The following is a 16,619-nucleotide window of genomic DNA, read 5'->3' on the forward strand; positions in this document are numbered from 1 at the left end:
ATTATATATTATTAATGCTTGTTAGCGAGTTGCCCACAGGCTGCATCAATATCATCCCCTCTGCTTTTTCTTATTTTAACAATGATATTTTCTTGCTCCAAAGCGGTAACATAATTTTGAATTATGTTTGAATTGGCTTGAGAGTATTTTCCTCCTTCTATGGAATTGTATTGTATTAAATTAACTTTTGACGGTATTGATTTACAGAATTTTATTAATGCTCTTATATCTTCATTGCCGTCATTGATTCCTTTCCAAATAATGTATTCCAGTGTTATTCTACTTTTAGTTTTCTGATACCAATAGGATAGGGATTCCATTATACTTGTTAGAGGAAATTTTACACTAAATGGCATTAATTGATTGCGTTTTTCCTCAATGGCTGAATGTAAGGATAAGGCTAATTTAACTTTTAAATTTTCGTCTGCTAATTTTTCAATCAGTTTAGGAATTCCGGAAGTAGAAACGGTGATTCTTCTGGGAGACATCCCTAATCCTTTGTCCTCCGTAATCTTTCGGATTGCATCCGTTACGGAAGAATAATTGAGTAAAGGTTCTCCCATTCCCATAAATACTATATTGGAAAGGGGCTTTTGATGATATTCTCTGCTTTGTTTATCAATTAAAGTTACTTGATCTACGATTTCTGCGGCAGTTAAATTTCTCATTCGTGTTAATTGTGCCGTAGCGCAAAAAGTGCAATCCAAACTGCATCCAACTTGCGAAGAAACACAAGCCGTAGTCCGTTTAGCGGTAGGAATCAGAACCGATTCCACGACATTTCCGTCGTGTAATTTTACGGCATTTTTAATAGTTCCGTCGATAGACCTTTGCATGACGTGGATTTCTGCTGGCTTGATTGAGAAATGATTTTCTAAATTTTCACGTAAAGATTTGGAAAGATTGGTCATCTCTGAAAGAGAATGAGCATTTTTATTCCAGAGCCATTCATAAACCTGTTTGGCTCGAAAAGGTTTTTCTCCTATCGAGGAAAAATAAGCCTCAAGTTCTTGTAAACTCAAGGCTCTTATATCTTTCTTATTTTGATTCAAAGTCACTATAATGCTATTATTAAATAATTAACATGGCATCTCCATAGGAGTAAAATTTATAATTTTCTTTAATAGCTTCTTTGTAAGCTTTCATAATTAAATCATAACCGGCAAAAGCAGAAACCATCATCATTAAAGTTGATTTAGGAGTGTGAAAGTTGGTAATCATGGAATCAGCAATACCAAAATCGTAAGAAGGGAAAATAAATTTATTGGTCCATCCTTCGTATGGATTTAATCGTTTATTAGCAGAAACTGAAGTTTCAATAGCCCTCATGGAAGTTGTACCCACAGCACATACACGGTGTTTGGTCTCAATGGCATGATTTACTATTTTACAAGTTTTTTCTGAAATGGATATTTGTTCACTTTCCATTTTATGTTTGGAAAGATCTTCAACTTCTACTGAAGCAAAAGTACCTAATCCTACATGTAAAGTAATTTCAGCAAATTCAATACCTTTAATTTCCAATCTTTTTAACAGATGTTTTGAAAAATGTAGACCTGCCGTTGGCGCAGCAACTGCACCTTCTTCTTTTGCATAGATGGTTTGGTATCTTTCAGCATCTTCAGAATCAGGTTTTCTTTTAATATATTTTGGAAGAGGAGTTTCTCCTAATTCTTTTAATTTTCTTCTGAATTCTTCATAAGAACCGTCAAATAAAAAACGTAAGGTTCTGCCTCGTGAAGTAGTATTATCTACAACTTCAGCCACTAGACTGTCATCTTCCGTAAAAAATAATTTATTTCCAATTCTTATTTTTCGTGCAGGATCTACCAATACATCCCAAATTCTTGACTCAGCATCCAGCTCTCTTAATAAAAAAACTTCTATTTGAGCTCCTGTTTTTTCTTTGTTACCATATAAACGAGCCGGAAATACTTTTGTATTATTTAAAATAAATACATCTCCTTCATCAAAATAATCAATGACATCTTTAAATAATTTATGTTCTATTTCTCCTGTATTTTTATGTACCACCATTAGTCTTGCCTCATCTCTGTTTTTGGAAGGTCTATCCGCAAGAAGTTCAGGAGGTAATTTAAAATCAAAATCTGAAGTTTTCATTATTAAAATTATGTTTAGATTACAAATATACAATAAGCATACCCCTAAAGTCAAGTATTTATTTATGTATGCTCTTTATCTAAAGGACTTTTTGGCAAGTTTTTTGAAAATATTAACTTAAATTATAAGTTTTATTGATAAAATAGTAAATGTTAATTATTTAGTCATGATCAAATAATATTTCTAGATTTTATTGGTAGCATATAATTTAAAAGTAAATTAATTTTTTTTAAAGTAAATTTCTTTCAAATAAATTTATACTTAGTTAGAGCAATAAGGGTGGAAATATTTCTACCCTTATTTTTTTAAAGAGTAAGTCTTTGTAACTCTTCTATGCTTCCATTAAATACATTGATGTCTACAAAATTTTGTGTAAATCCTTTGACAATCCCCTTTTCCGTAAATTGCCAAAAAATCCATTTTTGGTGCAAAGGACTTTTTATAGGGTTATAGTTTGCCGTCCATATAATGTATTCACTTAAATCAAGATCCGAAATATGATAGATAAAATATGAATCATTAGAATAAATAATGGGCTTCACATTATAGTTTTTTTCAACTAAGTTCAACCAATTGATAAGTCCTGATTTCAATAATTCCAACGATTGATTTTTGGGCAGATCTTCCACGTCAAGTACGGGAGGCAAATCACCTTTATCCAAAGTTACGGTTTTAATAAAGTTTTCTGCTTGTAGGGTAGAATTTCTGTTCACATCATAATAATGATACGCGCCTTTGAGTATTTTTTTTTTCGTAAGATTTTTCCAATTTTTTTTGAAAAAAGCATCCTGAGTAAAAGCCCCTCGGGTTGCTCTAACAAAAACAAAGGAAACAGGAATATCTTTATGAATATCTTGAACGCTATCCCAAAATATTTTGCCTTGATGTTGACTTATATCCAACCCGAAAGCATAATTTTTATATTTTTTAAAAACAGCCTGAATCTTTTCGGCTTCAGATATTTTAATGCTCTTTTGAAAATTTGCATTTCCGAATTCACCAATAGCTAATTTTTCTTTTATAATGTAATAATACATAATGAGTGAAGTTCTAAAAAAGAAAAGCACAGATAAAAAAATAATAATACCCGTTAGCCAATAATAGAGCTTATAGGGAATTTCCTTTTTACTGTTTTTCTTGTTTATCCTTCCTTTCATGAAAATATAAAAAATAGTAGTTGGTTAATTATGAATAATTTAGTTCATTTGAAATAAGATTATTCAAATTTAAAAAAACTATAAATATCAATGAAGACTTAGTTGTTATTTAAGCCATTGAATAATGTGATGCTACATGAATTTAAATAATGTTTAGGTAAATTGTGCTTTCCCGAATGATTTTTTAAGTAAATAAAACTCTTAAAAATTCATATTTTTAAACCCTATAGATTTATGATACTATTTTTTAAACAATATGTATATTATTAGCGGAATGATAAAGGCATTATTTTTCGAAGTAGAAGAAAGTAATTAGTTTATTCTTTTATATCGAGAAAATTCTTTACTAACGTTTTAGCTTTATTTTGAGCTTTTTCCAAATTATCATTAATAATAACAGCGTCAAAATCTTTGGCAAAAGAAAGCTCTTCATCCGCTTTTTGAATTCTGGTTAATAGCGATTCTAAATTTTCAGTATTTCTATTTTTCAATCGTTCTTCAAGATCTTTTAAAGAAGGAGGTGCTATAAAAATTGCCAATGCTCTATCTTTAAATTGTTTTTTAAGATTAAGTCCACCCCTTACATCAATATCGAAAATAACATGCTTCCCTTGGTTCCATAATCTTTCTATCTCTGAATAAAGAGTTCCGTAATATCGTCCTTTATAAACCTCTTCATATTCAATAAATTCATTATTTTTTATTTTTTCCTGAAATTGTTCTTCAGTAAGAAAATAATAATCTTTTCCGTCAACTTCATTTTCTCTTTTAGGACGTGTTGTACAGGAAATAGAGAATGAAATTTCAGGAAATATGGATAAAAGATATTGAACAATGGTTGTTTTTCCGGCACCGGAAGGAGCAGAAAAAATAATTAATTTGCCTTCCATAGGCTTTCCCGGAAGCAATTCTTTAAGTTGAAACGTATCATTTCCCGGTTTTTGATAGATTAACCCCATGAATTAATTATAAAACGTTATTAGTTTGTTCTTTTATTTTTTCAAGTTCGTCTTTCATTAGTACGACTAATTTTTGAATTTCAGAATGATTGGCTTTAGAACCAATAGTATTGATCTCTCTTCCCATTTCTTGAGCAATAAAACCTAATTTTTTTCCGGCTTGATCTTCTTCTTCAATTACTTTAAAAAAATATTCACAATGTTGTTTTAAGCGTACTTTTTCTTCATTAATATCTAATTTCTCAATATAATATACAAGTTCTTGGTGAAAACGCTGTTCATCAAATTGGACTTTCAATTCAGATAATTGTTTTTCTAATTTCTGCCTTACGGATTCCACTCTTTCTTGTTCGTATTTTTCAATTTCAGATAATGAAATGAGAATATTTTGAGTATATTTTTTTAAAACGTTTTCTAAAGACTTTCCTTCTTCAGCTCTAAAATCGTTTACTTTTTCAATAGAAGCATTTAGACATTCTAAAACCAAAATCCATTCATCATCACTAATTTCAATTTCTTGATTAGTAAATACTTCAGGCATTCTTATAGCCATCTTAAGGAAATCCAAGGGTGTGCCTTCTATTTGTAATTCTTCCAAATTGGAAATATAATTTTTAACAGCATTTACATTGATTCGAGAATTATTTTCTGCACCTAAATTTTCAATAACTATAGAAAAATCTATTTTTCCTCTTACTAATTTATTACCAATAATTTTTCTTAATTCCAGCTCTTTATTTCTATATCTAGGCGATATCCTTACAAATAAATCAAGAGATTTACTGTTAAGGGTTTTAATTTCAATTGAAATTTTTAAATTTTCTGTATTGACTTCTGACTTACCATAGCCAGTCATTGATTGTAACATAGTTAATAAAATATGGTTATAACTAAGCGTAGTTAATTTAAATGTAGTTTGCAATTAAAAGAACTGCAAAATTAACCTTTTTTTAATTCAATTATAGTTATTTCCGGCCAAATTCCCACTCTTCCCGGAAATCCTATAAAACCAAATCCACGGTTTACATAAAGGTATTTATCCTTTTCTTGGTATAAATCCGCCCATTTAGGGTATCTATATTTGATAGGAGACCATTTTATAACGCCGGGAATTTCAATTCCAAACTGCATTCCGTGAGTATGGCCTGATAAGGTAAGATGCATTTTCTTTGAGAAATTTTTTACAATAGCATCAAAATGGGAAGGATCATGTGATAATAAAATATTGAATTCACCATCTTTAATGTTTTGAGAAGCAATTTCTATATCTCCATCTTTAGGAAAATGTCCTGCCCCCCAATTTTTAACTCCTACAATGTTAATGAATTGGTTATCTTTATAAATTCTTATAGATTCATTTCTTAATAATTTCCAATCCATGGATTTATGATATTCGTTTAATTGATCAATATTTTTTTGTTGAGCAATTTCATTCTTTCCAAAAATATAAACCCCATAATCATGATTACCCAAAATAGAATATTTGCCGTCTTTTGCTTTTATGGTTTTTAACAAAGGAAGCCACGGTTCCATTTCATCCGCCAGATTATTAACAGAATCCCCGGTAAAGACAAACAAATCTGCATTTTGGTCATTTAGAAGTTTTATTCCTCTGGCAACCTTATCATAATCCTTAGTGTTAAAACTTCCCAAATGAATGTCTGAAAGTTGAGCAATTCTATACCCGTCAAAATTTTCGGGTAGATCAGGAAATTTTATAGTAACTTTTCTTACTCTAAAATCAAATTTACCCCAAACAATACCTTCAATAATAGATAAAAAAGGAATACTTGCAAGTCCTAAACCAATAGCACTTATAGCCTTTCTTCTTTCAGGTAAATATGCGTCATTTGCAGATGGTTTTGATGTAACTTTTCTAACTAAAAAAGTCAGCATTCTTATGAGGTCCTCAAAAATGATCGTTATTGCCAAAACAAATTTCGGAACGAAAACAATCATAAAAAAACCTAATAAAAAATGAACTTGCCCTTTGTTATTTCTATCAATAAAAATGGACCAAATAAGAATAATCAATAAAGCACTAATTGAAAAACCTAACCAGTATTTTCTAAAAAGTTTATTAGTTGTCAATACTTTAATAGCTTGATAACAATAATATTCAACAATTAATGATACAATAAATAATATTCCTATTAAAGTGCCCAATGTATTTTTGAATTTTCAGTAATTAAATTTTATGGCATTCTATACAAAATTGCATTGATATTCATCCCTGCACCTACTGAGGCAAATATGACCAAATCATTGGATTTTAAAGTTTGGTTTAAAAAGTTACCTTTAACCATCATGTCATACATCGTGGGTATGGTTGCTACAGAAGAATTACCGAATTTTTGTATAGTCATGGGAGCAATTCCTTCCGGAATATCGGTTACCTTTAATTTATATAATTTAAAAACTCTTTCTAATATAGCATGATCCATTTTTGCATTCGCTTGATGGATAAGAACCTTATTTATATCGGATATGGTGTATCCGGCATCATCGATCACTTTTTTTACGACTTGAGGAACGTAAGTTAGGGCATATTCATATACTTTTCTTCCTTTCATTCGGATGTTAGCTTTCGATCCGACATAATTAGGATTTAAAGAGGAGTCTGTAGCAATATAAGATACTTCTTCTCCATTATCGCTTCTGGTATAATGATGAAGAATACCTACCGGTTTATCGGTTTCTCTGGATTCAAGTATTACACCTGCTGCACCATCAGAAAAAATCATACAATTTCTGTCATAAGGATCAACAGTTCTGGAAAGAGTTTCAGAACCTATAACCAATATTTTCTTAGCCACTTTAGCTTTTAATAATTGGTCGGCTAAAATCATCCCTTCATTCCATCCCGGACATCCAAAGTTCATATCATAGGGCTTACACAAAATATTTTTAATACCAATTTTTTTCTTGGTTAAAGCAGCTATGGAAGGCATAATTCTTACTTGTCTTTCATTAGCATCGATATCTCCAAAATTGTGAGCTACGATAACATAATCGAGTTCTTCCTTATCTATTCCTGCATTTTCAATTGCTAATCTACCTACTTCAGCTGCCAAATCAGAATTCATCACATTGTCGTCGTCAACGTAACGTCTTTCAGTTATTTCAGTGATATCTGCAAATTTTTTAATAATTTCTGGAGTCGGTTTCGTTATGGGTTCCCTGTTTTCATCATAAAAAGTAATTCCTTCAAAATTGCTATTTGGAACGACTTTCTTAGGTAAGTACGATCCAGAGCCAGTTATAATACTTTGCAACATATTAAATTTGTGATATTATTCTTGATAATAATTTGACAAATTTATGTAATAATTACTAAAAAATCTATTATATTGTTACCTTTGTGCATCAAAGTAAGGTTATATGCTGAATAAAAATTCCTTACAAGGATTATTGATAGCGTTATTTATAGGATTAATTTCATTTTTTATATACAAGTTTTATATTGAAAAGAATGATGAATTTTTGTTGGATAATCCCAACAATGAAGAAATTAAAGTACTTGTAAATGGAAAAAGTTATATACTCGCGGGAGGACAATCTCTTTCAATTCCTGTTAATTCGGGTAAGAATACAATCTCATGTCAAAATAAACAGGGGAATATTATTTTAAAAGATACTTTTTTTGTAATAACTAAAAATAAAAGAGGTCTTATTAATCCATCTTTAGCAACCTATTTCACTTTTAAAAGATATTACGGTCATATAAAAAACAGAGATTCCATATATCGAGCCCATCGGAAAAATATCAATGGAAAAGAGTTTATAGGTGAAATTGGCGAATACAACCAATTAGTAATACAAGATTTCTATTATAATATTAATCAAAATTTTCCTAAAATAATTAATAAAGTAGATTCCATAGAATCAAGGATTAAATTATTCAGAAAAAACCAATTTTTAGAGTTTTATCGGTCAACATTTGAATAAAACAGTTACTTTTGTAAGTTGAGAACAGCAAATTAATAATATGCCAAATATTGTAAAGCCATATAACGAAACAGAAAGTAAAAAGAAACAGGTTGAACAGATGTTTGATAATATATCTGAAAATTATGACTTCTTAAACAGATTGTTATCTTTTAACATTGATATTTATTGGCGGAATCAATTAGAAAAAAAAGTGGTGGCATATAACCCCGAAAAAATATTAGATGTTGCTACAGGAACGGCTGATTTGGCAATTGAACATGCTAAAAAAACAAAAGCTTCAATTACCGGTTTAGACTTGTCTCAAAAAATGTTGGATTACGGTCAAGCTAAAATAAATAAAAAAGGGCTGAAAGACAGAATAAAATTAGTTAAAGGAGATGCTGAAAATTTACCTTTTCAAGAAGGAGAATTTGATATTGTAACAGTTTCCTTCGGAGTTCGTAATTTCGAAAATTTAGAAAAAGGTATTTCTGAAATGGGAAGAGTACTTAAAAAGGGAGGAAAATTGTTAATCTTAGAATTTTCAAAACCCGGTGGTTTTTTTGCTCCTTTCTTTATGTTCTATTTTAAAAATATATTACCCGGTATAGGAAAAATAATTTCAGGAGATTCACGAGCGTATACATATTTACCCAATTCCGTTGATGCTATGCCCTATGGGGAAAATATGAAAAACTTGATCCTTAAAAATGGATTTAAGGAAGCTAGCTTTAGAAGATTGACATTTGGAGTAGCCACTGTCTATGAGGGAATAAAATAAATAAATAAAAAAATCGTTTTCTCTACTATGAAGAAATTAGTCATAGTTTTATTATTAATAGTAATACATTGTGGAGTTAATGCGCAGTTCCGTTCAAGAGACGTTATGGAAAGGTATACTGATTTTGATGATCAGGAATTTTCCTGGGGGTATTATTTAGCAATGAATTATTTTGATTTAAAAATTCATCCCAACAAAGAAGGTTTAGAACATACCGGCAGATATTTAGTTGATGTGGATTCTAAAGGAGGATTTACTGTAGGCTTAATTGGTAAAATGAAAGTTCATGACTACATTGATTTGAGGTTGGAACCGGCTATGCACTTCACACAACGCGATTTAATTTTTAACAACATTCAAAAGATCATCGATGAAGAAATTGCCAATGGTCTGGAAACTACTTACACAGAACAAGATGTCAAACGAAATGTAAAATCTACATATTTAGATTTTCCGTTATTTTTAAATTTTCACGGGGACCGATGGTATAATTCCAGACCTTATGTACAGGCCGGTTTAAGTTGGTTAATAAACTTACAAAGTAATGAGAAAAAAGAAAAGGATAATACCGATCAAATCTTCCGAATGAAAACTAATAACTTTTCTTATCAATTAGAAGCCGGTATAGAGCTTTACTTTAAGCGATTTAAAATGACTCCGTCAGTAAGGGGAATATTCTTTTTCAATAATGAATTAGTTGCAGATAATCCGGGAACTCCTCCGTACTGGGCAGGTGCATTAAAGTCGATACATACCAGAGCTGTCGTCTTTTCAATTAAATTCGAATAATCATTTTTAAATCTTTTTATTACTACTTTTGTTATAGTAAATAATTTAAATTTTTAGTTATTTTTGGTCTGCTGATACTTCTTTTCTATAAATTTATCGGCATATGATAAACTAAAAGTTAAAATGGAGTTATTTCAATTTATTAACAACTTGTTGAAATAATTCAGTATAATTAACTTAAAAACATCATATAAAATTTTAAATTTTACTGCAGGGATTTGTTAATTAAAACAATGTTGATGAAATTTTGTTGGATAAACTATTATATTAGGATATTAACTTTTTTAAAAAAGAATTTCATATATTTGCAAGAGAGTTAGAATAGTAAATTTTTCGTTCTAATATGGAAGAGATTATTCAGGGAATTAATGATTTGGAAAATAAGATTCTCGAATTAAAGAAGGAAAATGAAGAATTGAAAAGAAAAAATGAATATCTAGAAAATTCTCTTTTAAAAAATGAAGATAAATTTATTCAGAAAGAAAAACAATATAAAGAACTTGAAGAGCTTAATAAAAGATTGAAAGTTATTAATGCAATTTCGGGAAGTGGAGAATATAAGAAGTTGATGAAATTGCAGATGAATAGAATGATTAAAGAAATAGATGCATGTATTTCAGAATTGCAGAATTCATAAATAAAAATGTCTCAAAAAGTAAATATACGAGTAGCGGGAAGAAATTACCCCCTAGTAGTACAAAGTGAGGAAGAAGAGATATTACGAATTGCTGCAAAAAAAATAGAAAAATACATTAATACTTTTGAAAAAAACTATAACATTTCTGAAAAACAAGATGCTTTAGCTATGGCGGCTTTACAACTAGCTTCAGAATTAGAAAACATTTTAAGGGAAAAATCACATGAACAAAATGAAATTTTGCTTAAAATAAAAAAAATAAAAAGATTGTTATAGATAAAGTAACGCATTTCCAAATAGATCATAGAATTTAAAATTAAATGTAGAACAAAGATATAACCTACATTGATTCTAACTCAATTTAGTAAACTCAACACGAATTGACTGACTGAGTGATTGTTTTTTTTAATGGCGGGCTGCCTCTCATCTTCTCAGATGATTTGATAGAAATATCAACAGCAGATTACAGAGAAAAAAGCATAGCTTGAATCCTGTTTATTGGAGTTTACTTAAATCAAAGTTTAATAGGATTGATGTAGGTTTTTTTATATAAATTAATTGTATGAATGTAACGATAATATTTGAGTTAATCGCCACCCTTTTTATTGGGGGATTTATAGGATACTTCTTATCGAAAAGTTCTCTAAATAAATATAGAGAAAATAAATTAAAAGAAGCAGAAGACAAAGCTGCTGCGATCTTAAAGGAAGGAGAGCTTAAGGCCGAAAACATTAAGCAGGAAAAAATGCTTCAAGCAAAAGAAAAATTCTTAGAATTAAAATTACAACACGAAGAGCAAATTAATCAAAGAGAAAAGAAAATGCTTGAAGTGGAAAAAAGAATTAAAGACAAAGAAACGAAGCTAAATGACGAATTGCATCAGAATAATATTCAAAAAAAGCAATTAGATCAAGCCATAAATGATAATCAGATTAAAGCGGAAACGCTAACTAAAAAACAAGCTGAATTAAATCAAATGCATGAACAGCAGGTAGAAATATTAGAAAAAATTTCAGGATATTCTGCTGAAGATGCAAAAGCTGAATTGGTGGAAGCATTAAAGCAGGAAGCAAGATCCAGAGCTCAAGCTCAAATCCAAGCCATTGTTGAAGAAGCGCAGCTGAATGCAAAGGCAGAAGCCAAAAAAATTATAGTACAAACCATTCAGAGGGTAGGTACTGAACAAGCAATTGAAAACTCGGTATCTGTTTTTAATATAGAATCAGATGAAATAAAAGGTAGGATTATAGGAAGAGAAGGGCGTAATATTCGGGCTTTAGAAGCAGTTACAGGGGTTGAAATTATTGTTGATGATACTCCTGAAGCAATATTACTTTCTTGTTTTGATCCGGTTAGGAGAGAAGTAGCCAGATTATCTCTACATAGATTGGTAACCGACGGAAGAATCCATCCGGCAAGAATTGAAGAAATTGTAGCTAAAACCCAGCAACAGATAGAAGAAGAAATTATTGAGATCGGTAAAAAAACCATTATCGATTTAGGAATTCATGGATTACATCCTGAATTAGTAAAAATGGTCGGTAGAATGAAATATCGTTCTTCCTACGGACAAAACCTTTTGCAGCACTCAAGAGAGGTTGCTAATATTGCAGGAATTTTAGCTTCTGAACTAGGGCTTAATCCAAAAATTGCAAAACGTGCCGGATTATTACATGATATTGGAAAAGTTCCTGAAGAAGAATCCGAGTATCCTCATGCAATATTAGGAATGCAATGGGCAGAAAAATATGGAGAAAATCAAACCGTTGTTAATGCCATAGGTGCCCACCATGATGAAATTGAAATGAAAAGTTTGATTGCGCCTATTATTCAAGTAGCTGATGCAATTAGCGGTGCAAGACCGGGAGCAAGGAGACAAGTAGTAGAATCATATATTCAAAGACTGAGAGACCTAGAAAATGTAGCATTAAGTTTTGATGGCGTTAATACAGCTTATGCAATTCAAGCCGGTAGAGAATTACGCGTAATGGTTCAAAGTGAAAAAATAGACGATCAGAAAGCGTCACAATTGTCTTTTGAAATAAGTGAAAAAATTCAAAATGAATTAACGTATCCGGGACAGGTTAAAGTAACTGTTATTCGAGAAACTAGAGCAGTTAATATAGCCAGGTAGACAGTTTACTTAATAGATAAAAATAAAAAAACTTTAAAATTAATTTTAAAGTTTTTTTATTTTAGATTATAACAATATTCAAATTTATACTTCTCCTTCTTCGGGAAGATCTTCATCAACAGTAATATCAATACCCTCAATTTTTGTTTTTTGAAGGGCATTTGATTTTAATTTCACATATTCTCTTCTAGTTTTATAAATTTTTATCGCATCAAAAATTACCTGTTCAAATGATTTTGCATCCGCAATTCCTTGTCCGGCTATCGAATAAGCTGTTCCATGATTGGGTTCAGTATGAACAACAGATAATCCACCGGTAAAATTTACACCGTATTCATAAGCTAGAGTTTTAAAAGGAATAAGCCCTTGATCGTGATACATTGCTAATATTCCATCAAAAGAAGTATAAATACAAGGCGAGAAGAAACTATCAGCAGAGTAAGGACCAAAGGAGAGAATGCCTCGATCAAAAGATTCTTTAACCGCCGGCTCAATACAATTAATTTCTTCCTTTCCCAATAGGCCATTTTCTCCTGCATGTGGATTTAATCCTAAAACCGCAATTTTAGGTTTTTCAATACAGAAGTCTTGAATTAAAGTGGTATGTAAAGCTTTAATTTGTTTTTTAATTGACTCCTTACTTAATAGTTCAGAAACTTTGGATATTGGAGTATTAAACGTGGCAAATGCAATCCTTAAATCGTTGTTTTCTAAAAGTAAATGGGCTTTCTCCTTAAGAGTATTTTCAAGATATTCCGTATGATTTAAAAAATTTAATCCTTGGGTTTGCATGCTTTCCCAATTTAGAGGAGCTGTAACCAAAACATCCACCGAACCTTGTTTTAAAGCGTCAACAGCAGCTAATAAAGAAGTTTTAGCTATTTTGGCACCTTCTTCGGTTGAATTGCCAAAACTAATAGAAACATTTTCTTTCCATAAATTCACAACGTTTATTTTTCCGGGAATAGCTTCTTCAGCTTTAAATATTCCTTGAAAATAGATAGAATTTAATCCGAAAATATTTTTTTGATAGGATAATAATTTAGTAGAAGCAAAAATTACCGGTGTAAAGAAATCTAAGATTTCTTTATTTTGAAGGGTTTTCAATATTACTTCAATTCCTATACCATTAGGGTCTCCTATACTAATTCCTATTTTTAGCTTATTATTTTTAACGCTCATATATGAACTGTGAAATTTATTATAACAAAAGTAGAAAAAAATATATACTTAATTTATAATAATTTAATAAAATAGAAATATTGCTATATGAAATAAAGCTTTTTAATTTATAAATCAACAATAATTATAAATTAAAAACAAAATATTAAAGAGTTTAAATATTGCCTATAAACGATTTAAAAAAAAATTATAAAATAGTACTTTTGAATAAAAATTGAATATGTTTACAGGTATTGTAGAAGAAACGGGAAAGATAGTAAATATGGAAAAAATAGATGAAAATCTTTCCATATCAATTTCCGCTTCATTTATTGATGAATTAAAAATAGATCAAAGTATAGCTCATAATGGAACATGTCTAACAGTTGTAGATATAAATCCGGAATTTTATACGATAACAGCTATTGCTGAAACATTAAAAAAAACGCATTTTTCAACTCTTGCCATTGGTGATCATATTAATCTGGAAAGATGTGTTAAAGTATCAGATAGACTAGACGGGCATATTGTACAGGGGCATGTAGATCAAGTAGGGGAATTGAAATCGATAGAAAATCAAGAAGGAAGTTTTTTATTGACTTTTACCTATACAGGTAAACAAATCACCGTGGAAAAAGGTTCAATCACTGTAAATGGAGTAAGCTTAACAGTGGTAGATAGTAAGGACAATGAGTTTTCAGTTGCAATTATTCCGTATACATGGGATCATACAAATTTTAAATATCTGAAAATTGGAGATAAAGTAAATTTAGAATTTGATATTATAGGTAAGTATATACAGAAGTTGTATGGTTTATATAAGTAAATAATAAACTTAATTCAAAGTAAAAGGCCTTTACCAATTGGTAAAGGCCTTTTTATTTCATAGTAGTTAGTCATATATTCCTTTACTCAGCTTAGCTCGTCTTTCCTTGATTAAGGCTTCTCTTTGAGCATCATTCTGGAATTTAGGTTTGGCGCCTTGACTATATTTTAATCTTCTTTCTTTAATTAATGCTTCCCGTTTAGCATCTGCATCATTTTTAGTTGATGGTTTTACTGTCGAATTTTCATTTGATGATTTAACCGGAATATTTTTACTATTCACCGTTTCTGTTTTTATGGGTTGAGATGAATTGTTATTTTTAACAGGAGCCGTAACAGGAACGGAACTAGTTTTTACTTCATCTTTAGATTTTACAGAAGGCTTAGGTTTAGCATTGCTAATATTTTCAGGTTTTATAACGGTTGTTTTTGGGGTTGAAAGATTTGCATTTTTTCTTTCCTGAATAATATTATTTGATTTTATAACTTCCGGTTTTTTAATTTCCACATCAGTTGAAGTTAAATCATTTATTGCCTGTACCGTTTCTTTACCAGGAGTTAAATTATTATAATTAGTATTTTCATCAGAAGATATTTCTAACGGTTTACCAATATAGAAATCAAGAATTTTTAATCTGAATAAAAATGAATATTTAGCTTGAAGCATTTGAGATAATGCGTTGAAATAATTATTTCTTGCAGTATTTAAATCGTATATATTAATTTTTCCTGCAGTGAAACTCTTTTGTGCAAATTCATATGATAATTCGGTGGATTCTACCAATTCTTTTGCAGAAGTAAATGTTTGATAAGCAGAATTTACGTCAAAATAAGAAGTTTGTATATTTTGCTTTAAATTTAATTTTTCTTGGTCGAGCTGATTTTCTTGGATCAATTGATTAATTCGGGATTGCTGAACTTTTATTTTATTTGTTCCTTTACTAAATATGGGAATATTAACCCCTACAGATACCATTTGAGAGTGATTGTCATACCATTGGTCGTCTATAGATTTACTGGAACGATCGAAATAATCCTGATAAAAAGTACTTACTTTATATCCGCCGGTAATTGAAGGATAAAAAGCGGTTTTAGCAATATCAATATCTTTCTTTGCTGATTCAACCCCTAATTCGGCAGATTTAATAACCGGTTGATTATTAAAAGCATAATTGATGATATCATCCAAATTGATAAGAGGCATTCCTATATCATCGGAAACTTTAACATCCTCTATCTGAAAATCTCGATAATCTTTTTGAAGTAACATGGCTAAAACCATTAGTGAACGATCTACTTCAATTTTAGCATTTTCATACGTTTGTTTAGCATTCGCAAGATTGGATTTTGATTCGTATAAAGTGCTTAAAGGTATACTACCGGCATTATATAATTTTTCATTCCTGTCTTTATCTTTTGCTTGAGTATCCATGGAATTTAATTGAACTCCTAAAAGCTCTTTATTCAATAGAACGGTTAAATAATTTCCTACTAATTGTAGTGAAATATCATTTTTGATTTTTTCAGTGGTATATTGATTTTGTTGAACCAAAAAAGAGTTTTTTTCCTCGGTTAATCGTAAACGTCTGTTGTTATAAAGTATCATGGAGGATTCAAGAGCAAGATTGTTTTGATATCCTTCTGTATATTTATAATAGGAGTCTATGGTAAAATCTGTTACACCATCTTGGGTAACCTTTTGTGTAGCCAATGGACCAAAAGTTATACCGTTGGTTATAGTACCTTTAAGATCGGGTAGTTTTTCTTTTTTAGCAATTTTTAAATTACTTTCTTGAACTTGTTCATTTAGTTTAGAAGCAAGTACTTGCAAATTGTTTTCTCTGGCGTAAGATAAACAATCATTGAAAGACCATACTTTTTGCGCTGAAATAAATCCGACTATGAAAAAAGCGATTATACTGTTGTTTAGTTTCATTCTTATGTAAATGAATTTTCAGTATTATAAGTAGAATAATTATTTATTTTGTTACAAACTTATCTAAAAACATTTTTTAACAGGTTTTATTTATAGATCTATCTTCTAATATGATAATATACTAATTAATTTTAAATGATATCATCATCTTTAAATTTATGTATTATTAATTAAGATAGTAAGTGTTGA

16 protein-coding genes are annotated in these 16,619 nt (G+C 30.0%); 7 read left to right on the forward strand and 9 right to left on the reverse strand.

Annotation, left to right across the window (positions count from 1 at the left end; genetic code table 11):
• Nucleotides 1-11: 11 nt before the first annotated feature.
• From rlmN to GFV01_RS06725, 7 genes are all read right to left on the reverse strand, one after another.
• Nucleotides 12-1,052: a 23S rRNA (adenine(2503)-C(2))-methyltransferase RlmN gene (gene rlmN, locus GFV01_RS06695; RefSeq protein ID WP_160565781.1), complete on the reverse strand. Its 1,041-nt coding sequence runs from the start codon at nucleotides 1,050-1,052 to the stop codon at nucleotides 12-14.
• 19 nt (nucleotides 1,053-1,071) lie between these two features.
• On the reverse strand, nucleotides 1,072-2,121 hold the full coding sequence (queA, locus tag GFV01_RS06700) for a tRNA preQ1(34) S-adenosylmethionine ribosyltransferase-isomerase QueA (protein WP_105296330.1): 1,050 nt from the start codon (nucleotides 2,119-2,121) through the stop codon (nucleotides 1,072-1,074).
• Between the two features lie 305 nt (nucleotides 2,122-2,426).
• The gene (locus GFV01_RS06705; RefSeq protein ID WP_160565783.1) at nucleotides 2,427-3,278 is read right to left on the reverse strand and encodes a glycoside hydrolase family 25 protein; all 852 of its coding nucleotides are present in this window, start codon (nucleotides 3,276-3,278) and stop codon (nucleotides 2,427-2,429) included.
• Between the two features lie 317 nt (nucleotides 3,279-3,595).
• The gene (gmk, locus tag GFV01_RS06710; protein WP_370513733.1) at nucleotides 3,596-4,237 is read right to left on the reverse strand and encodes a guanylate kinase; all 642 of its coding nucleotides are present in this window, start codon (nucleotides 4,235-4,237) and stop codon (nucleotides 3,596-3,598) included.
• Nucleotides 4,238-4,244: 7 nt separating this feature from the next.
• Nucleotides 4,245-5,105, reverse strand: coding sequence for a YicC family protein (locus GFV01_RS06715; protein WP_160557588.1), 861 nt, complete (start codon nucleotides 5,103-5,105; stop codon nucleotides 4,245-4,247).
• Between the two features lie 71 nt (nucleotides 5,106-5,176).
• Nucleotides 5,177-6,403: a metallophosphoesterase gene (locus GFV01_RS06720; protein ID WP_185150334.1), complete on the reverse strand. Its 1,227-nt coding sequence runs from the start codon at nucleotides 6,401-6,403 to the stop codon at nucleotides 5,177-5,179.
• Nucleotides 6,404-6,432: 29 nt separating this feature from the next.
• Nucleotides 6,433-7,515 (reverse strand): 3-oxoacyl-ACP synthase III family protein, encoded by a 1,083-nt coding sequence (locus GFV01_RS06725; RefSeq protein WP_160565785.1) that lies wholly within the window; start codon nucleotides 7,513-7,515, stop codon nucleotides 6,433-6,435.
• Between the two features lie 103 nt (nucleotides 7,516-7,618).
• On the opposite strand from GFV01_RS06725, the gene GFV01_RS06730 reads away from it, so the two are divergent.
• From GFV01_RS06730 to rny, 6 genes are all read left to right on the forward strand, one after another.
• On the forward strand, nucleotides 7,619-8,185 hold the full coding sequence (locus GFV01_RS06730; protein WP_160565787.1) for a hypothetical protein: 567 nt from the start codon (nucleotides 7,619-7,621) through the stop codon (nucleotides 8,183-8,185).
• A 40-nt stretch (nucleotides 8,186-8,225) separates the two neighbouring features.
• Nucleotides 8,226-8,948, forward strand: a complete 723-nt coding sequence (gene ubiE / locus GFV01_RS06735; RefSeq protein WP_160565789.1) for a bifunctional demethylmenaquinone methyltransferase/2-methoxy-6-polyprenyl-1,4-benzoquinol methylase UbiE — start codon at nucleotides 8,226-8,228, stop codon at nucleotides 8,946-8,948.
• Nucleotides 8,949-8,975: 27 nt separating this feature from the next.
• A complete protein-coding gene (locus tag GFV01_RS06740) occupies nucleotides 8,976-9,737 on the forward strand; it encodes a porin family protein (protein WP_160565791.1) in 762 nt (253 codons plus the stop codon).
• Between the two features lie 343 nt (nucleotides 9,738-10,080).
• Nucleotides 10,081-10,374: a hypothetical protein gene (locus GFV01_RS06745; protein ID WP_105296322.1), complete on the forward strand. Its 294-nt coding sequence runs from the start codon at nucleotides 10,081-10,083 to the stop codon at nucleotides 10,372-10,374.
• A gap of 6 nt (nucleotides 10,375-10,380) precedes the next feature.
• On the forward strand, nucleotides 10,381-10,650 hold the full coding sequence (locus GFV01_RS06750; protein ID WP_160565793.1) for a cell division protein ZapA: 270 nt from the start codon (nucleotides 10,381-10,383) through the stop codon (nucleotides 10,648-10,650).
• A 286-nt stretch (nucleotides 10,651-10,936) separates the two neighbouring features.
• The gene (rny, locus tag GFV01_RS06755) at nucleotides 10,937-12,508 is read left to right on the forward strand and encodes a ribonuclease Y (protein ID WP_105296320.1); all 1,572 of its coding nucleotides are present in this window, start codon (nucleotides 10,937-10,939) and stop codon (nucleotides 12,506-12,508) included.
• An 84-nt stretch (nucleotides 12,509-12,592) separates the two neighbouring features.
• Here the strand turns inward: rny and pdxA are convergent, their stop codons facing one another.
• On the reverse strand, nucleotides 12,593-13,690 hold the full coding sequence (pdxA, locus tag GFV01_RS06760; RefSeq protein ID WP_160565795.1) for a 4-hydroxythreonine-4-phosphate dehydrogenase PdxA: 1,098 nt from the start codon (nucleotides 13,688-13,690) through the stop codon (nucleotides 12,593-12,595).
• 220 nt (nucleotides 13,691-13,910) lie between these two features.
• Between pdxA and GFV01_RS06765 the strand changes: the two genes are divergently transcribed.
• Nucleotides 13,911-14,495, forward strand: a complete 585-nt coding sequence (locus tag GFV01_RS06765) for a riboflavin synthase (RefSeq protein ID WP_160565797.1) — start codon at nucleotides 13,911-13,913, stop codon at nucleotides 14,493-14,495.
• 66 nt (nucleotides 14,496-14,561) lie between these two features.
• On the opposite strand, the gene GFV01_RS06770 is transcribed toward GFV01_RS06765, so the two are convergent.
• Complete coding sequence (locus tag GFV01_RS06770; protein ID WP_160565799.1) at nucleotides 14,562-16,430, reverse strand: TolC family protein; 1,869 nt, start codon at nucleotides 16,428-16,430, stop codon at nucleotides 14,562-14,564.
• Between the last annotated feature and the right edge of the window lie 189 nt (nucleotides 16,431-16,619).

The organism is Apibacter sp. B2912, assembly GCF_009827835.1.
GTDB lineage: Bacteria > Bacteroidota > Bacteroidia > Flavobacteriales > Weeksellaceae > Apibacter.

Bases quoted from the DNA above. Each gene is read 5' to 3' on its own strand.
- GFV01_RS06770 (WP_160565799.1), bottom strand. From the start codon at position 16,430: ATGAAACTAAACAACAGTATAATCGCTTTTTTCATAGTCGGATTTATT.
- gmk (WP_370513733.1), bottom strand. From the start codon at position 4,237: ATGGGGTTAATCTATCAAAAACCGGGAAATGATACGTTTCAACTTAAA.
- rny (WP_105296320.1), top strand. From the start codon at position 10,937: ATGAATGTAACGATAATATTTGAGTTAATCGCCACCCTTTTTATTGGG.
- GFV01_RS06730 (WP_160565787.1), top strand. From the start codon at position 7,619: ATGCTGAATAAAAATTCCTTACAAGGATTATTGATAGCGTTATTTATA.
- GFV01_RS06740 (WP_160565791.1), top strand. From the start codon at position 8,976: ATGAAGAAATTAGTCATAGTTTTATTATTAATAGTAATACATTGTGGA.
- queA (WP_105296330.1), bottom strand. From the start codon at position 2,121: ATGAAAACTTCAGATTTTGATTTTAAATTACCTCCTGAACTTCTTGCG.
- GFV01_RS06715 (WP_160557588.1), bottom strand. From the start codon at position 5,105: ATGTTACAATCAATGACTGGCTATGGTAAGTCAGAAGTCAATACAGAA.
- GFV01_RS06725 (WP_160565785.1), bottom strand. From the start codon at position 7,515: ATGTTGCAAAGTATTATAACTGGCTCTGGATCGTACTTACCTAAGAAA.
- GFV01_RS06765 (WP_160565797.1), top strand. From the start codon at position 13,911: ATGTTTACAGGTATTGTAGAAGAAACGGGAAAGATAGTAAATATGGAA.
- pdxA (WP_160565795.1), bottom strand. From the start codon at position 13,690: ATGAGCGTTAAAAATAATAAGCTAAAAATAGGAATTAGTATAGGAGAC.
- GFV01_RS06750 (WP_160565793.1), top strand. From the start codon at position 10,381: ATGTCTCAAAAAGTAAATATACGAGTAGCGGGAAGAAATTACCCCCTA.
- ubiE (WP_160565789.1), top strand. From the start codon at position 8,226: ATGCCAAATATTGTAAAGCCATATAACGAAACAGAAAGTAAAAAGAAA.
- GFV01_RS06705 (WP_160565783.1), bottom strand. From the start codon at position 3,278: ATGAAAGGAAGGATAAACAAGAAAAACAGTAAAAAGGAAATTCCCTAT.
- GFV01_RS06745 (WP_105296322.1), top strand. From the start codon at position 10,081: ATGGAAGAGATTATTCAGGGAATTAATGATTTGGAAAATAAGATTCTC.